Below are 16,062 nucleotides of genomic sequence, written 5' to 3'. Positions count from 1 at the left end.
TGGGATTTATCGTTTAATATGATGAGCGGACCTGTTGCGAAGGGAACATGCGATGCAGCCCCATCTCGGCGGCAGCATCGACAACAAAGTGTAACAAGGGAAAGCGGCCTTTCGGGGCTGCTTTTTTGTGTCGTGCGGATCACCGGCCTTGCGCGAGTGCAATAAATATTTTGGGGAGTGCCCAAATAAGTGGTGGAGTGCCCAAAGAGTTTGGGAAGCATCAAATAATGTCGGGAGCGCCCAAATAAGTGGTGGAGTGCATCAAATAATGTCGGGAGCGCCCAAAAAAGTGGTGAAGTGCATCAAATAATGTCGGGAGCGCCCAAATAAGCGGTGGAGTGCATCAAATAATGCGGGGAGCGCCCAAAAAAGTGGTGGAGTGCATCAAATAATGTCGGGAGCGCCCCAATAAGTAGTGGAGTGCATCAAATAATGTCGGAAGCGCCTCAAATACCGGCCGAAGTGCCTCAAATATCCGCGCAAGTGCCCAAAATAAATAGCCGAGTCCCTCACATGCCCAAATAGAGCTACCCCGGCGGCGACATCCGTATCACTTGAAGTCAGAGTGGACACTTTTTAACATAACGAATTGGCAGAAGAGCAATAATCCTCCAGTTGGAATGGTATAATACAGGTAGAAATGTAAATGGGGTGTTCCCGATGTTAAAGAGTACGAGACTGAGGCATGCCAACCGGTTTCGGCAAATTATTAACGCACTGATCCGAAACGGTTTCGGTTTATTTGTGCAGAAAATCGGTCTGATGGATGAGGTGCCTGGACCGCGAAAATGGTGGACGATACAGGACCAGCGGGTGAAGTCAAGGGAAGAACGGATACGAATTCTGCTTGAAGAACTCGGTCCCACGTTTGTGAAGCTTGGACAGATTGCGAGCACGCGGAATGATATTTTTCCCCAGCCGCTCATCAAAGAACTGGAGAAGCTGCAGGACCATGTAACTCCTTTTTCCTATGAAGAAGTGGAAGTGGTCTTTGAGGCCGAGATGGGAGAGACGGTGACCGATTTTTTCGCCGAATTTGATAAAGAGCCGCTCGCGTCAGCTTCCATCGGCCAGGTACATAAAGCAAAAATGAAAGACGGAAGTGATGTGGCGGTAAAAGTCCAGCGTCCGGGCATTCAGCGGGTGATTGAAGCTGACCTCGATATTCTCCATGAACTTGCGGCTCTGGCTGACCGCCATATTGATGGAGCGGAACATTACCGCTTGCCAACGCTTGTAAAAGAGTTTACGAAGATGATTCGCCGCGAGCTCGATTATACAATTGAAGGACGTAACGCGGACCGAATCCGCAAACAGACAGAGAGCTCCAGGAACCTCTATATTCCTGAGGTGGACTGGACGTGCACGACACGGAAAATTATGACGATGGAACTGATTGAGGGGAAAAACGTCAGCCAGATGGATACGGCCGAGTTAAGTAAAAAACGCAGAAAGCTGATCGCCGAGACGATTGCCCATTCTATTTGCCGGCAAATTTTCATTGACGGGTTTTACCACGCGGACCCTCATCCGGGAAATGTGTACGTCATGAAAGAGGACGTGGTGGCGTTACTCGACTTCGGGATGGTCGGGCGCCTCACTCCTGAGCTGCGGGGATCTCTGGCCTCTCTTGTTATTGGCATTCTCCGTCAGAACACAGATGATATCGTCAAATCGCTCAGCAAACTCGGTGACGGGCCGATCGATCTGGATGTGCAGGGGCTGAAAAAAGATGTGGATGAATTTCTCCATCTGTATTTAAACGTGCCGCTTCATGAGATCCAATTCGGGGAAGTAATTAATGATCTGCTGGCACTCATCGGCACGTATGATATCGATGTGCCGCATGACGTCACGTTGGTTGCAAAATCGCTCGTCACGGTAGAAGCAGTAGTGAGCGAACTCGATCAGGATTTGAGCATTATTGAAGTGGTGGAGCCTCTCGGTGATGAGCTTATACGGGAATTTATGAATCCCGATTATATTTTTCGGCGCATGCGAACGTATGCGATGGAGTATGTGGATATTCTGAGGGAACTGCCGGATACTCTGAAAAAATCGATGACGTTAATTGAACGGGGGCGTCTTCGCCACGATATTAACATTCCTGACGCCGAACGGCTTAGTTTGCGAATTGCCCGGATCGGAAACCAGCTCACACTCAGCATCCTCCTTCTCGCCGTAGCTCTTGTCCTTGGCGCGCTTATACTTGGGATTACGATCGGCGGTACAGAAACGACAGGCTGGATGGCGCTGCCGATCCTCGAACTCGGATTTATTGTTTTCATCGTCCTGTTTATGTGGCTGATGCTGTCAATTTTACGGACGAGGAAGAGATAAAGTTTACTAAGAGGTTGCCCCAAAAGTCTAACTTTTGAGAACACCTCTTTTTTGTGCGGATCGGCGGATAAGGCCGAGCGGTCAGTGATGAAGCAGTCGAGTGGATGATAAACCTGAAATAAGGTCGGCTCAGAAAGGGTTATGACAAGGGAGTATATTTTTAATGGCCGTAAGGCGGCCATCTCCCGTTGCTTCTGTAATCTCTGACAGCCGTCCACTGGTATCCTGTTACGGTTGCACGATCTCCTGAGTCTGCTATACTACTGTGCGGGACTTCCCTGCCACAGACTGTATAACATTTAAGAGAGGAGAATCACTAATGAAAAAATACTACCTTACCGCAGCAGCAGCGATTTTTCTCGCGGGATGCGGAGCGGAGTCTGAAGATGCCGCGAACGGCAACGACGCTGAAACCAACAACACAGTCGAAGAGAACACAGAGGCAGACAATGAAAACGAAGTTAATGAGCCGGAAGAAGACCTGAACGAGGAAACATCCGGTGATGAAGACAGCGGCCCGGCCGTCATCGCACACCGCGGTGCAAGCGGCCATGCTCCGGAACAGACGATGCCGGCAATCGAAAAGGCGATCGACATGGATGCTGACTGGATTGAACTTGATATCCAGATGACTGCCGACGGAGTACTTGTCGCATTCCACGACGATGACATTGACCGTACAACCGACGGAGAAGGTGAGATCGGCGCTCATACTCTGGATGAGCTGAAAGAGCTTGACGCAGGTTCCTGGTTTAACGAAGAGTATCCGGAATACGCAGATGAAAGCTTTGAAGGTGCTGAGATCCTGACGCTCGAAGAAATATTTGAAACGTTCGGGGAGTCAGAAAATTACTATCTTGAAACAAAGTCCACCTACATAAACGAGGACATGGAAGAACCTATGGTGGAGCTCATTGAGGAATACGGGTTCGATGAAGCAGGGAATGTTATCATCCAGTCTTTCCACCAGGACAGTCTCGAAAAAGTACACGAGCTCAATGATTCCATTCCGCTCGTACAGCTTCTCTGGTGGGAAGTTGATGAAGAAACGGGAGACCTGGAAGAGTGGCTCGGAATCACACCTGCACCGGAAGACATGACAGAGGAAGATTTCGCTGAGATCGGTGAATACGCTGCCGGTATTGGGCCTCACCTTGAGTATTACGATGGAACGGAAGTTATTGACGAGGTTTTTGTGCAGAGAGCCCGGGAGGAAGGTTTTGACGTCCACGTCTATACAATCAACGAAGAAGAAGAGATGCATCGCCTGCTGGACTGGGGAGTAACGGGTATTTTCACCGATTTTCCGGATCGTATGCAAAACGTACTTGATGAACGAGGCGAATAAGCGGGCATGAACCTGAAGAAGAAAGCAGCCTGGACGTGTAAAGCTCTCAAACTGACTTAAAGACAGACTTTTAAATTAGTTTTCTAAAACAAAAGGAGCCGGCAGAATAATTCTCCGGCTCCTTTTGTCTGCACTATAAAAAAATTAATCAGGCGTACCTCTTAATCCTGATAATTTCATCTGTAAATACTTACGTTAACTTCCTTACACCCTTGCATAGTTAAGCCTATGTATTTTACTGTACCTCATTTGCCCCCTTTCTACTTTTTTAACAGTATCCTCCCGACTCCTCGAGGCAGGCAAATCCGTCATAATATGAGAATTTTACGTGAATAGCTTCACAAAAACAGGATAATAGCCGGAGTTTGTCGAATATAATCCTGATAGATTAAATTGAAATACCCTCAGTCTGTCTTTTTTCAGAAAGGCTCTCATATCTCCCCGATGATCACCAGTTTGGGACATAGGAGCTTTCAAAAAGAGCAGCAGGAAAAGGCGGGACGTCAGCTTGTTTTTTATGACGGTCTTTTACCGCCTGTCCCTTATATGAGTAAGATGCCGCGTGTTTTTTTGCCTTAGGAATCTATTAATTCAAAGGTGGGGATAGGGATGAACAGGGAAGAATATAAAAACGTGTTGGCAAACCATCGTTTGCCGGTGGATGCGTTAAGGTCAGAGGTTGATCCTGGAATATTTTCTTTTGAAACCACAGCTGATATGGAGACACTCTCCAATGAAATGATCGGCCAGGAGCGGGCCGAGAAAGCAATGTCGTTTGGTTTGTCTGTGGAGCAGAGTGGATACAACCTGTTTGTTGTAGGTCCGACAGGCACAGGGCGCATCACGTATACACAGAACAGCGTGGCGAAACTCGCCGGGAAACGGGCGATCCCTGCGGACTGGTGTTACGTCCATAACTTTGAAGATCCGGACAGGCCTCTTGTCATCTCTTTTACGGCTGGCCAGGGGCAGAAGTTCCGACGTGAGATGGAGACATTATTAATAGATATAGAAAGGGAGATACGGGCCGCTTTTTCGAGCGACGGCTATTCAAAAAAGAAACTCGCTTTTATGGATAATTTCCGGTCGGACATAGACGCCTTGTGGAAAAAGGCCGATGCATTTGCTATGGAGCAGAATATTAAGCTTGAACGCACTCAGTCAGGCATTAACACGGTTCAGCTGCGCTTTGGAAATCCAATGAGCGTAAAAGAATTTAACCGGCTGTCAGATGAAGATAAAGAGAGATTGAAAGAAAAAGAGAAGCTGGTTGAGGAACATCTTCAGGAAACCGTGCGGCAAATACAGAAGCTGGAAGAAGAGCTGCGTCAAACGATGCATAAATTTATGCAGGAGACTGCCGCCAATGCGGTTGAAAAGCTTTTTAAACCGTTAAAGGAAGCGTATAAAGATAATAAAAAAGTGATTGCTTATCTGGAAGCTTATTTTCAAGATGTTGTTGTACACTTTTCTTTTTTTGCGTCAGATAACGATGAACAGGAAAATATTATGAGCGCCCTTGCCGGGTCGAAGGAAAAGCAGTATCAGCGCTATACGGTTAATCTGTTTGTGAACAACAGGACGCTCGATGGGGCACCGGTCATCTACGAGACAAATCCGACTTACTATAATTTGTTCGGAAAAGTGGAATACCAGGGTCAGATCGGCAACCTTGTCACTAATTTCTCGTTCATTAAACCGGGCGCCCTTCATTTGGCTAATGGCGGCTACCTGATTCTGCAGGCTTCCGAACTGCTTCAGCATCCCCATGCATGGACGGGACTGAAAAGGGCGCTGCAGACAGGAAAAGTTTATATGGAGAACCCGAATGAGGAACTTGGCATTTTTCCGGCAAGTGCCATTAAGCCTGAACCGATTCCCCTTAATACGAAAGTAATTATTATCGGCTCCTATTATATTTACGAACTGCTTTCACGGCTTGACGAAGACTTCGATAAACTTTTTAAAGTAAAAGTGGAATTTGATACGGTTATGGAGAAAGCAGATGAAAACATTATGAAAATGGCGGACTTTATAAAGACATCGGCTGGAACAGAGGGGCTCATGCCTTTCCATAAAAGGGCAGTGGCTAAAGTCATCGACTACAGTTCGCGGCTCGTTGATGAACAGTCAAAACTGACGACGCGTTTTCAGGATATTTTGAAACTGCTTGTCGAGGCGAACTTTTATGCGAAAGAAGCAGGCTGCCAATCGGTTGATGAAGACCATATTTTTAAAGCGTTGAAAGAAAAAGCACAGCGCGCCAACCACGTCCCGGAAAAATACAGAGAAATGATTCATAATGAGACGATTATGATTGAGACGGACGGCTCCAGAGTCGGCCAGATTAATGGGCTGGCGGTTATGGGGACGAGGGATTCAGTGTTCGGAATCCCTACAAAGATTACGGCTCAGACGTTTGCCGGGAAGAGCGGGATCATAAACATTGAACGTGAAGCGGCGCTGAGCGGACAAATCCATCATAAAGGACTCCTTATTCTCACCGGATTTCTTTCAGGACAGTTTGCAAAAAACCGGCCGATTCCTTTATCAGCAAGCATTACCTTCGAGCAGACGTATACGCCTATTGACGGGGACAGCGCGTCGAGCACTGAGTTATATGTGCTGTTATCCTCGCTTGCGGAAGTGCCGATTCACCAGGGAATCGCGGTAACAGGCTCCGTCAACCAGTGGGGAGACGTCCAGACGATCGGGGGCGTCAATGAAAAAATTGAAGGATTTTACCATATATGCAACGAAAAGGGGCTGACAGGCGAACAGGGAGTCATTATTCCAAAGCAGAATGTGAGAAATCTAATGCTGGACTATGAAGTGGTGGAAGCGGTCAAACAAGGCAGGTTTCACATCTGGGCCGTCGGCCATATTGAGGAAGGGATCGAAATTTTAACCGGCGTCCGGGCTGGCAGTACACGCGGTGAAGACGGTAAATTTCCGGCCAAATCGATTTTCGCCCTCGCAGACGAACGGTTTGCGAGAATGTATGAAATGGCGAAAGCAGAAAGAGTCAAAGAGAGAAATGAACAGGAAAAAGGATTGGGGACTCCGGAACCAGCTGAGAAAGATGAGCGGGGATCGTGAGGGAAGAGCTGTTATATTAGTTGTCCGGAGTAAATGGAGACGGACAAGCAGCCGGGTCATAACGGCATGCATGGGCGAAGGAAGAGCGCCCATGCATTTTTTTGCGCGATTATTTGTATTAAACTCTTGAGGATTTCTGAGAATTGGCTAAAGATGTAGCTTGTTTTAATAGATTCTGTTATAAAATGTAAGTGTGAATAGCGAATTTTTCCACAGATATCGTTTGAAGATTTAAGGGGTAATGTTTCAAGTTAAGTGAAATTATAAGGGAGGGGCACCTTTTGTTAACTTTATATATTACACGTCATGGTGAAACTGTATGGAATACTCAAAAAAGAATGCAAGGCTGGAGTGATTCGGAATTAACGGAGAATGGGATTGAGAATGCCGTTGCTTTAGGGGACAGGCTCAGAGAGGTAGACTTTGACGCAATTTATACAAGTCCAAGCAAGAGAACTTTACTAACTGCTGACTTAATAAAGGGTAAAAGAGATGTTCCTTTCTTCCTTGAAGATAATTTAAGAGAAATTAATATGGGAGAATGGGAAGGCCAGACTTTCGCTTCCATCGAGGATAAGTATCCGATGGAATTTAACTCATTTTGGAATACCCCTCACCTTTATAAATCATTAAATGGAGAAAGTTTTAATGAAGTTAAAAAAAGAGTAGTGAAGGCTGTAAATTCAATAGAGCAAGTACATCGATCGGGAAAAGTCCTTATCGTTACTCATTCAGTTGTTATAAAAACACTATTAGCTTTTTTCAAAAATTATCCCATAGAAAAATTATGGGAGCCTCCTTTTATCCATGGAACAAGTTTAACTGTAGTTGAATTGAATGGTGAAGAGAGAAAAATAGTTTTGGAGGGGGATGTGACACATAAGAATTAGAAGATCAAAAATGCTTTGGTCGAAGGCATGGGGTAATTGGGGGACTCCATGCCTTGTTAACTGTGGTTTTAACTTTGGTATTCTTCCTGCTGAGTGGGTGGGTGATACGTACCTGTTACTGGCGCAGCACCCAGGTAACACCCACCTCCCTGCCCCCTCACGAATGCTGCTGTTTACGCGGATTATCTCCCTGGGTTGTGAGTGGGTGATACGTACCTGTTACTGGCGCAGCACCCAGGTAACACCTACCTGCCTGCCCCCTCACGAATGCTACTGTTTACGTCGATTATCTCCCTGGGCCGTAAGTGGGTGATACGTGTCTGTTACGGGAGCAGCACCCAGGTAACACCCACCAGCTTGCCTTTCGAAACTATGAAAGGGAGGGGAGGAACGGCCACTCACCATCGCCTCCTCTCTTAAAATACAGAGGAAAGGAAGGCGATGAATGGAATGGTGGCTAACGAGAGCAGCGTGGAGACGGCAATCGTAATTACCGCTGTGTCTTCCGAGCCGTCAGGCAGGTACCGCCCAAAAATGATTGCGGATAATGTGAATGTCGGCATCGCTGCCAAGATAATGACAAGATGCTTCAGGGAATCATTAAGCGGTGTAAAAGACAGAACGAGCATAATTAATACAGGAAATATGATTAAACGTAAGCCGACCGGAAGCCAGATCAGCCGGTAGAGAGCCAGTCCTGACTTTAAGAATAAGTGATGCAGCAGGATGCCGATATAAACCATTGAGAGCGGGGCAGCTAGGCCGGCCAGATGCCCTGTCAGCTGGCTGAGAAATTCAGGTGGCGTAAATCCGGTGAGAGCCACAATAAACCCTGCTATAACTGCAATTAAAGGCATGTTGGCGAGTGACTTGGCTACTTTCCGGACCGGCAGGCCGCTTCCGGACTGAAGCATGTAAATGACCACGGTGAAAATGACCAGATCGAGCCCGGCATTAAAAACAGCAGCGAGCAGGCCGCCGACAGGGCCAAAAATAACAGCGGATAAAGGAATGCCAATAAAGCCGGCATTTCCAAGGGCGGCCAACACCGCCATTTTTTTTGCGAAAAGGGAATCGAATCCGAGCAGTTTAACGGCTGTCCAACTGATCAGGAGAGCGGCTAAATGGAAAACAACCGAGATGGCAAAAATGAGAAGGGCATCGGTTAAAAGCTCGTCCGTTACGTCGGTAGTAAAGATGCCGTCAAGGATAATCGCCGGCACAGCAATGTTTAAAACAATTAATATAAAGGCGTTTTTAACTTCAGCAGTAATCGGGACTTTCATAGCAAAGAAAAAGCCGATAGCAATCATGAAGCCCATGACGGCTACCGAAGTGGCTACAAGGGTAACATCCATAATTAAGGTCCTTTCCAGTGTTTTGAAAATGAAGTACACGAATTCAGCTTACTTACTTTCATGACCTGTGTAAACAAATGTGAAGATTTAGAACGGGGACTGACCCCTGTGTGAATAATTCATACAGGGGTCAGTCTCCCGTTTTCCCGTTTCTTAACAATGAAAAGCCGGAAAGAGACGGTGGGTCTGCTTTCCGGCTAAGGTGGTAATTTAAGTTAATTCTGTGTTTGGGTGTTTCTTTCGTATTCAAATCCTGGCTTAATTAGAATAGAAATACTGTAAAGGCCGGCTAAGCCTACTACTGCATAGATTACTCGGGATAGCCATGCTTCCTGGCCGCCGAATATGGCCGCTACAAGATCAAAATTGAAAAATCCGACTAGTCCCCAGTTAACAGCTCCAATAATGGTGAGGACAAGTGCCGTTTTTTGAATTCCGCTCATGTTAATCCCTCCTTATAAAGTTGAATGAGGGCCTGAAAGCGACCCTCACTTGCTTTTATTTACCAAGTATGGTAAATTTAATGTCCATAGAGTTTGAGGTTGCCTGTTTAGGATTATTCCTAAGCGGGCTTCCTTATTTTTTTGGAAGTTCAAGTATTTTATCAGCTTGTTTAATATCTTTCTCCAGTTGCTCATCCAGATTTTCAGGCGCTTCATAAATGCCTTTTTCGACTAGATAATCGACAATTTCTTCATGAGCATCAATCGCGTGGTTTAAATGTTTCTTTAACTTTTCACGCGCCTCTTTATTTTCCAATACTTCGCTTACAGCTACCGCGTAAGCTAATATTGCCGCTTTTGCATCTGTTGCCATTTCTGTTGCCAGAAATTCATCATTTACGGCATCCTGCTTTGTAAGTTCTTCCAGCAATTCGTTAGTTGCCATACGCTAATCGCCTCCCTTAATTATTTATTGTTCTGTAAGAGTTCCTTCAGATCCTGGGTACCTTCCTGAGCAAGCTGCACTTTTTTCTCAAACAAACTTCTTAATTTTTCATCTTCTGCAACAGCTTGCATGCTTGACCCTTTTGTAGCTGTGACAAACAGCATATTAATAGTTTTGTGTAAAACTATTTTTTCCTGCGGGCTAAGGTTAGCCATGTGATCATCCTCCTTTTTTTCTTTTTAGCCGTAACTCTTAAGTCTTGGCTACACTAGCCTCTCTTCCCGGTAAAAATTGGTATAAAACGTAAATACAGGTTATTGAACCTTTTCAATACTTTAGTGCTAAAGTTTGAAAAGCTTTTGTGAAGTTTCGTTTACTATTAGGCAGAAATTCATCCGCCTAATTTTTACATATCCTTACGAGCGGTGGCTTTCCGTACGTTTAACTGGTTTTTTAAAAGGGAATTATTTCTAAACAGATGATTTTATGGACGGAAGGGATGAATTTTTCATGAAAAAATTTACTTTATCAGCCGGAACGGTTGTTTTAGCAGCAGGCCTGGCAGCTTGCGGCGAAGATGAAAACACAGATTACACGGATAATGAGGGTGCCGAAAATGTCATGAATAATGAGTTAGCGGAAGAAAATGACATGGACAATAACGACACTAATGGAATTACTGATAATGAAGACAATTACACTAATAATGAAGAGAATGCCGAAAACGGGAATGCAGCGTCTGAGGCCGGGGATGACTGGTACGAAGGCTTGGCTTTCTCAGAATTTGAATTAGATGCGGAATATGAGGACGGGGAATACGAAGCAGAGTACGAGTATAATGATGGAAACCCGGAAGCTGAAATCGAAGATACACGTGATGGGAACGACGTAGAGATGGAAGGCCAGGAAGCACTGGATGAACTGGAGCAAATTCTGCCGCAGCTTGAATTGACTTCAGAAAGCAGAGACGACGAGGTTTTTGAGGCTGTGTTAGCAGCGTTTGACCTGGAGGATGACTACGACGAGCTCGAAGTTGAAATCGAGTTCTTTGATGGCGGCGAAACAGATGCAGAAGATGAATAACTAAGCTTAGCCCCGGGTGTTTAGTAAACTATCCGGGGCTTTCTTATTGAATAGTATGTGAAAAAATCACAAAGGGGTCAGACCCCTAAACCAGGCGGCTTGATTCATTGGTTGGCTGGTGATAATAAAGGGGTTTTACCTGGCTTCCTGGCTGGTCGTGAGAAACGCCGAGGCTTCTGTCTACTCTTTTTAACGCTTCAGCAAGTTTCCGAGCCATCTTCAGGACGAGGTTGAGACGGGTGGTTTGCAGTACCAGGAATTCCATCATGCCGCCGGCGTTTACGATGCCGGCTATATGCATGTTTCCTGTTTCAGGAAGGTTTTTATTCATCGCTGCCCCAGGTTTTAAAGGACCGTCTGCAATGACAATTGATCCGATTGAAGTTACACGGCCGAGGCAGGCATCAACCGCTATAATAAAGGCGTCCGGGTGGTTTTTATTAATTAATGCAAGATATTTTTCGAGATTTTTGGCATGCACCGGCTCTTCAAGTGTCCCGTAAACGTGGAGGTGCCGGGGGCGGCGTTCAGACAGAAGCGTTCCGGTCAGAGGGCCAAGTGAATCCCCGGTTGAACGGTCGGTGCCGATGCAGACGACTACGACAGGACCAGGCTGTTCAGGGAGGTTATTAATAATTTCTTTTGTCATTTTTCCGGCCACAAAAGCAGAATTAATAGGAAATCGTGCGATTTTATGATGTTGTTCATTATAAGGGTTCATAAACAGTCACCTCATTCGTTATAAAGAACACTTTAAATTATTATATACCCCTTTTGCAAAAACATAAAGCCTCATTAAAAGATTTGAAGACGAAAATAAGGAAAATAGGAACTTATAACTATTCAGAATATTTCGAAAATAAGACTATATAATTGATTTTTTGTGATAATATTTTAAATGAAGGAAAAATTAGGAGGGAACTATTGTCCATTTTTCCGGTGACTTCCGCAGGTCTTTAAGTATGTTGTTATAAGACTTACATAGTTGGTATACCCATTAAAGAAAATCTGTACTCCATGAAAGTCCTGTATAAAACGAAAACCTGAATTGAGAGGAGATGAATGGATGCACAAACCGTTTATCAAAGGAGGACTGGGATTTCTGTTGCTGTTTAGTATTATTTTTTCAACGCATCATGGCATGACATTTGCGGGACTCGGCGGTGGAGGATCGGGAGGCGAACCGGGAACAATTTTATACGGAGAGACGCCTTCTGAGACTAGTGAGGACAAGCCTGTCATTGTGTTTGTCCAGGGACTGACGAACAGTTCGTCAATGTGGTATGAAGGCAACGATATGTATGACATGGCTCATCAGGCAGGTTATGAAACAGCATTTGTAGAGCTGTATGATTCGGCTGGAACACCTGAAAGCTACTGGGATAACGGCGAAATGCTGGCAGGACAGCTCGAAACAATCTCCGCCCATTACGGCGGCAAAAAATTAGCTGTCGTCGGCTACAGTAAAGGCGGAATTGATACCCAGACGGCGCTCGTCCACTATGGTAAACATGACCTAGTATCGGAACTCGTTACAATAGGCTCGCCGCACCACGGCAGTGAACTGGCTGATCTGGCCTACAGTACGTGGACATGGTGGCTCGCTTCCCTGCTGGGGTCAAGAAACGCCGGCACCGAAAGTCTCCAGACTGGAAACATGAATTATTTCAGGAGCGTCACTGACGGGCGCCCTGAAATTGAAAAAAATAGTTATTATACACTGGCGGGAGACGACACCGGACCTTGGTTCAGTTCGACGTGGTGGGGCGGCACGATGATTCCCGGGCCAAGTGACGGAGTGGTTTCAGTGGAAAGCGCCCACCTTCCGTACGCCCCGATGCTTGCGGTCGGCAACTGGACACATAACAATATCCGCCAGGGCCATCAGACATTTAACGTCTTTAAAAATGTGCTGACTGTAGGAGAGGAAGATGCCTTTTCAGCAGATACTGAAACAGCCGCCACTGCTGAACGATCTTCCGCTGAGAGTTCAAATATGATTGTCAGAGGCGGAGAACAGACTGGAGAAGCTGAAGAATCGTTTTTTGTGGAAAAAGAAGCTGAAAAAATCACCTTACATTGGCTGAGCGGAGAAGAGCTTACAGAAATAACTGTAAGAGAGCCTGGCAGCAGTTCAGTCCGCACGATGGCTGTTGAGGGCCAAAAAGATGATTTGTTCTTTGAAGGTGCCTGGCACCATACGGTTGAGATCGAGGAGCCGGCAGCCGGTGAATGGACTTTCAGTACAGAAACAGAAGAAGTTTCGGCTTACACCGCGGTTCTCCTGTTAGAGTCCACGCTGAATAACGAGGTGCGTGTCACAAAAGATGGCCCGCGGGGGTGGCAGGTAGCTGCTGAGGCAGTGTCCAAGAGCGGCGCCCGCCCTGGAACAGGCCGTGGAGCAAAAGTGGTCTATGATGTGGAATTCCACCCGGGCGACGTGAAGAGCCGCGGAGGAATCGGCCGGAACATGCGCCAGCAGCGCCTGCATAACAGACAGCAGGCTCAAAACGGAAAAGTGACGCTGCCGGACCGCGGCAATGGCACATACAATGCGACCATTGATATTGAAGGAACGACCCCATCAGGCGAAAAATTTGAAAGAACAGTAATCAGATCGGTTTATATTGATGAAGACGGCAACGCTTATTAAGTGACAGTTTGAGATATGGGACGGTTAAGTCCGTCCAGGTTTAGTTTGAGGAGCCAGTGAGGACTGGCTCCTTTTTTGGGTGCAGGAGGAGGGGGAAGGTTCGGATGCGGTGTGGAGAGAGGAGGTCCGGGGATGGAAGGATTTATGGAGTTCTGAGGTGAGAGAAAGGGGGGGGGGCGAAATTTGTCGAAATTTATTATATGGTAGAGTTTGACGTTTATAAGGTAGAGTTTCAAATTTATACGGTAGAGTTCCTCCTTTATAACGTAGAGTGACGCATTTATAAGGTAGAGTTCCCAAATTATATCGTCGAATTCCATGTTTTTACCGGTGAATCTACCCCCATATTCCAAAAAAATTAAAGCAGATGCTAAACATTCCAATTGCATGGCCGATATTAAGATCAGAATCAATAGGAATGGTCGACAACAGAAAAAAGAGTGGGAGATTCCTCACGCTTTTTTCTGTTTTTTTTATAGAATCAATGATGTTTCGGGACTTTTATAGCTTTCTCAAAGTTGAAGCTGGACTGAATGGAGGCTGGGCTGGCAGTTCCCGAAAAGACCGCAACAAATTTCCAAAGTCTCTCTCTGTTCAGTAAAGAGAAGCTGAATGAGGCAGGGAAGACCAGCCATTTAAATTTACAGCATATTTTTTTACAAAAAAAGCAGCCGTTTCAGTATTGGCTGTCTGAAAAACGAAGGGTGATAGGATGAGACTTTCAGGGTTCGCATCAGGGATGGATATTAACCAGATGGTAGGAGACCTGATGCAGGCGGAACGGCAGCCGCTTCAGAAAATGCAGCAGGATCAGCAGGAGCTTATATTAAAAATGGCGGATTACCGGGAAGTGAACCGGGAGTTAATGCAGTTTAGAAACAACACTTTTGACTCGGTGATTATGGCGTCGAATATGGATGCAAAAGAAGTAACGAGTTCTAACGGAAATCTCGTAAGCGGATCTGCATCCGCGGGGGCTGCTAACGGCAGTTATACAATTTCAGACGTCGAAAGAGCGCAGTCCGCTTATAATTTCAGCGATGGTTCAATTGTAAATGAAGGGGCGACGTTTGATCCCGGGGAAGGGCTGATCGGCCAGGCAGAAACGCTGCAAGGGAATGTCGATTTAAATGGCGACGGAAAAATTGAGTTTGGAATGACTACTTTTAATGAGCAAGGGGAAGCTGTCGAGGTCTCGTTTACTTTTGATGAAAATGACAGTTTGAATGATATATTATCAGAGATCAATCGCTCAGAGCTTGGCGTGCAGGCGTTTTACGATGACCAGAGCCAGAGAATTTCTATGTCCAGGACAGAGACGGGGATCTACAATACTGAACAAAATGGGGACGGCTATCATCCGGAAATTGTCTTTGGAACGGAAGAAGGGGGATCCGGAGAGTTTTTAACTGAGATTTTCAATCTGGACGAGGCGAATGAATCGGCCGGACGTAACGCGTCGTTTACATTTAACGGCATGGAGATGGAGCGGCAAAGCAATCAATTTACGATTAACGGGCTGAATATTTCCTTGAACGATGAGTTTACAGATCCTGTGACTATCAGTGTAGCTAATAATACAGATGATATTTTTGACACGGTGATGGGATTTGTCGAAGAGTATAATGAGCTGATTGAAATGGTCGGCGGAAAGGTGTCTGAAGAGTATTACCGTGATTACGCGCCGCTTACGGATGAGCAGCGGAGAGAGATGTCCGAAAGTGAAATTGAGTTGTGGGAGGAGCGTGCCAATAGCGGGCTGTTGCGCAATGACAGGATGCTTACCGGGGCCTTGAACCAGATGCGCCAGGATTTCTATACACCGGTTGACAGCGGAAATCCAGCTGCCAGTTTTACACAGATTGCGGAGATAGGGATCACAACGACGAGCAATTACCAGGACAGGGGGCGCCTCGAAGTGGATGAAGCCCAGCTCCGTGCTGCGATCGAAGAGGATCCGCAGGCGGTCCATCAGCTCTTCGCTGCTGACGGCGAGCAGACAGGGGAACGGGGAATCGCGAGACGGATCCGTGACACGCTTGCAGGAAGCATCGAACAAATCGGCAGACGGGCAGGGCGTTCGGACATGGCATCGAATCAACAATTTACATTGGGGCGTGAAATAGACCAGGTCGATGACCGTATTTCAAACTTTGAACGTCGTATGCAGCAAGTGGAGGAACGTTATTGGAACCAGTTTACCGCCATGGAACAGGCGATGGCACGGGCGAACGCGCAGGCCGAACAATTAATGTCCCAAATGGGCGGGCTCATGGGCGGAGGCCAGCAGATGTAAATAAGTTTATAGGTAGAGACGCGATAAACTGAACCGGGAGTAAGGACCCCGGTTCAGTTTTTTTGCTGGAAACAGCTGGGGGGTCTGACCCCCCAGCTGTTTCCAAA

General features: G+C 46.3%; 12 protein-coding genes. 7 read left to right on the top strand and 5 right to left on the bottom strand.

Features of this window, described 5'->3' with window-relative positions; genetic code table 11:
- Window positions 1-660 precede the first annotated feature (660 nt).
- The 4 genes from K8O68_RS12195 (at window position 661) to K8O68_RS12180 (ending at window position 7,677) form a co-directional block, all read left to right on the top strand.
- A complete protein-coding gene (locus K8O68_RS12195) occupies window positions 661-2,340 on the top strand; it encodes an ABC1 kinase family protein (RefSeq protein ID WP_230897147.1) in 1,680 nt (559 codons plus the stop codon).
- Window positions 2,341-2,659: 319 nt separating this feature from the next.
- Window positions 2,660-3,688, top strand: a complete 1,029-nt coding sequence (locus K8O68_RS12190) for a glycerophosphodiester phosphodiesterase (protein WP_230897146.1) — start codon at window positions 2,660-2,662, stop codon at window positions 3,686-3,688.
- Window positions 3,689-4,297: 609 nt separating this feature from the next.
- Window positions 4,298-6,787 carry a Lon protease family protein gene (locus K8O68_RS12185; RefSeq protein WP_230897145.1) on the top strand — a complete coding sequence of 830 codons (2,490 nt, stop codon included), beginning with the start codon at window positions 4,298-4,300 and terminating at the stop codon, window positions 6,785-6,787.
- 281 nt (window positions 6,788-7,068) lie between these two features.
- Complete coding sequence (locus tag K8O68_RS12180; RefSeq protein WP_230897144.1) at window positions 7,069-7,677, top strand: histidine phosphatase family protein; 609 nt, start codon at window positions 7,069-7,071, stop codon at window positions 7,675-7,677.
- A 416-nt stretch (window positions 7,678-8,093) separates the two neighbouring features.
- Here the strand turns inward: K8O68_RS12180 and K8O68_RS12175 are convergent, their stop codons facing one another.
- From K8O68_RS12175 to K8O68_RS12160, 4 genes are all read right to left on the bottom strand, one after another.
- On the bottom strand, window positions 8,094-9,035 hold the full coding sequence (locus K8O68_RS12175; RefSeq protein WP_230897143.1) for an AEC family transporter: 942 nt from the start codon (window positions 9,033-9,035) through the stop codon (window positions 8,094-8,096).
- A gap of 215 nt (window positions 9,036-9,250) precedes the next feature.
- Window positions 9,251-9,478: a DUF378 domain-containing protein gene (locus tag K8O68_RS12170; RefSeq protein WP_093055487.1), complete on the bottom strand. Its 228-nt coding sequence runs from the start codon at window positions 9,476-9,478 to the stop codon at window positions 9,251-9,253.
- Window positions 9,479-9,611: 133 nt separating this feature from the next.
- Window positions 9,612-9,923, bottom strand: a complete 312-nt coding sequence (locus K8O68_RS12165) for a spore coat protein (RefSeq protein ID WP_230897142.1) — start codon at window positions 9,921-9,923, stop codon at window positions 9,612-9,614.
- 20 nt (window positions 9,924-9,943) lie between these two features.
- Window positions 9,944-10,138 carry a hypothetical protein gene (locus K8O68_RS12160; protein ID WP_230897141.1) on the bottom strand — a complete coding sequence of 65 codons (195 nt, stop codon included), beginning with the start codon at window positions 10,136-10,138 and terminating at the stop codon, window positions 9,944-9,946.
- Between the two features lie 295 nt (window positions 10,139-10,433).
- On the opposite strand from K8O68_RS12160, the gene K8O68_RS12155 reads away from it, so the two are divergent.
- Entirely contained in the window at window positions 10,434-11,006 is a 573-nt protein-coding gene (locus K8O68_RS12155) for a YusW family protein (protein ID WP_230897140.1), read from the top strand.
- An 85-nt stretch (window positions 11,007-11,091) separates the two neighbouring features.
- Here K8O68_RS12155 and yyaC read toward each other — a convergent pair whose 3' ends face one another.
- Entirely contained in the window at window positions 11,092-11,727 is a 636-nt protein-coding gene (yyaC, locus tag K8O68_RS12150; RefSeq protein ID WP_230897139.1) for a spore protease YyaC, read from the bottom strand.
- Window positions 11,728-12,072: 345 nt separating this feature from the next.
- Between yyaC and K8O68_RS12145 the strand changes: the two genes are divergently transcribed.
- A complete protein-coding gene (locus K8O68_RS12145) occupies window positions 12,073-13,659 on the top strand; it encodes an alpha/beta fold hydrolase (RefSeq protein WP_230897138.1) in 1,587 nt (528 codons plus the stop codon).
- Window positions 13,660-14,371: 712 nt separating this feature from the next.
- Window positions 14,372-15,955 (top strand): flagellar hook-associated protein 2, encoded by a 1,584-nt coding sequence (locus K8O68_RS12140; RefSeq protein WP_230897137.1) that lies wholly within the window; start codon window positions 14,372-14,374, stop codon window positions 15,953-15,955.
- Window positions 15,956-16,062: the final 107 nt, after the last annotated feature.

The organism is Salipaludibacillus sp. CUR1, from assembly GCF_021028955.1.
Taxonomy (GTDB): Bacteria; Bacillota; Bacilli; order Bacillales; family Salisediminibacteriaceae; genus Salipaludibacillus.
Note: the sequence above shows the minus strand (reverse complement) of the source record. Positions and strands in the feature narration are given on the sequence as shown.

Excerpts from the sequence above, each read along its gene's own strand:
- K8O68_RS12195 (WP_230897147.1), top strand. The coding sequence starts at position 661 with ATGTTAAAGAGTACGAGACTGAGGCATGCCAACCGGTTTCGGCAAATT.
- K8O68_RS12160 (WP_230897141.1), bottom strand. The coding sequence starts at position 10,138 with ATGGCTAACCTTAGCCCGCAGGAAAAAATAGTTTTACACAAAACTATT.
- K8O68_RS12155 (WP_230897140.1), top strand. The coding sequence starts at position 10,434 with ATGAAAAAATTTACTTTATCAGCCGGAACGGTTGTTTTAGCAGCAGGC.
- K8O68_RS12170 (WP_093055487.1), bottom strand. The coding sequence starts at position 9,478 with ATGAGCGGAATTCAAAAAACGGCACTTGTCCTCACCATTATTGGAGCT.
- yyaC (WP_230897139.1), bottom strand. The coding sequence starts at position 11,727 with ATGAACCCTTATAATGAACAACATCATAAAATCGCACGATTTCCTATT.
- K8O68_RS12190 (WP_230897146.1), top strand. The coding sequence starts at position 2,660 with ATGAAAAAATACTACCTTACCGCAGCAGCAGCGATTTTTCTCGCGGGA.
- K8O68_RS12185 (WP_230897145.1), top strand. The coding sequence starts at position 4,298 with ATGAACAGGGAAGAATATAAAAACGTGTTGGCAAACCATCGTTTGCCG.
- K8O68_RS12175 (WP_230897143.1), bottom strand. The coding sequence starts at position 9,035 with ATGGATGTTACCCTTGTAGCCACTTCGGTAGCCGTCATGGGCTTCATG.
- K8O68_RS12165 (WP_230897142.1), bottom strand. The coding sequence starts at position 9,923 with ATGGCAACTAACGAATTGCTGGAAGAACTTACAAAGCAGGATGCCGTA.
- K8O68_RS12140 (WP_230897137.1), top strand. The coding sequence starts at position 14,372 with ATGAGACTTTCAGGGTTCGCATCAGGGATGGATATTAACCAGATGGTA.
- K8O68_RS12145 (WP_230897138.1), top strand. The coding sequence starts at position 12,073 with ATGCACAAACCGTTTATCAAAGGAGGACTGGGATTTCTGTTGCTGTTT.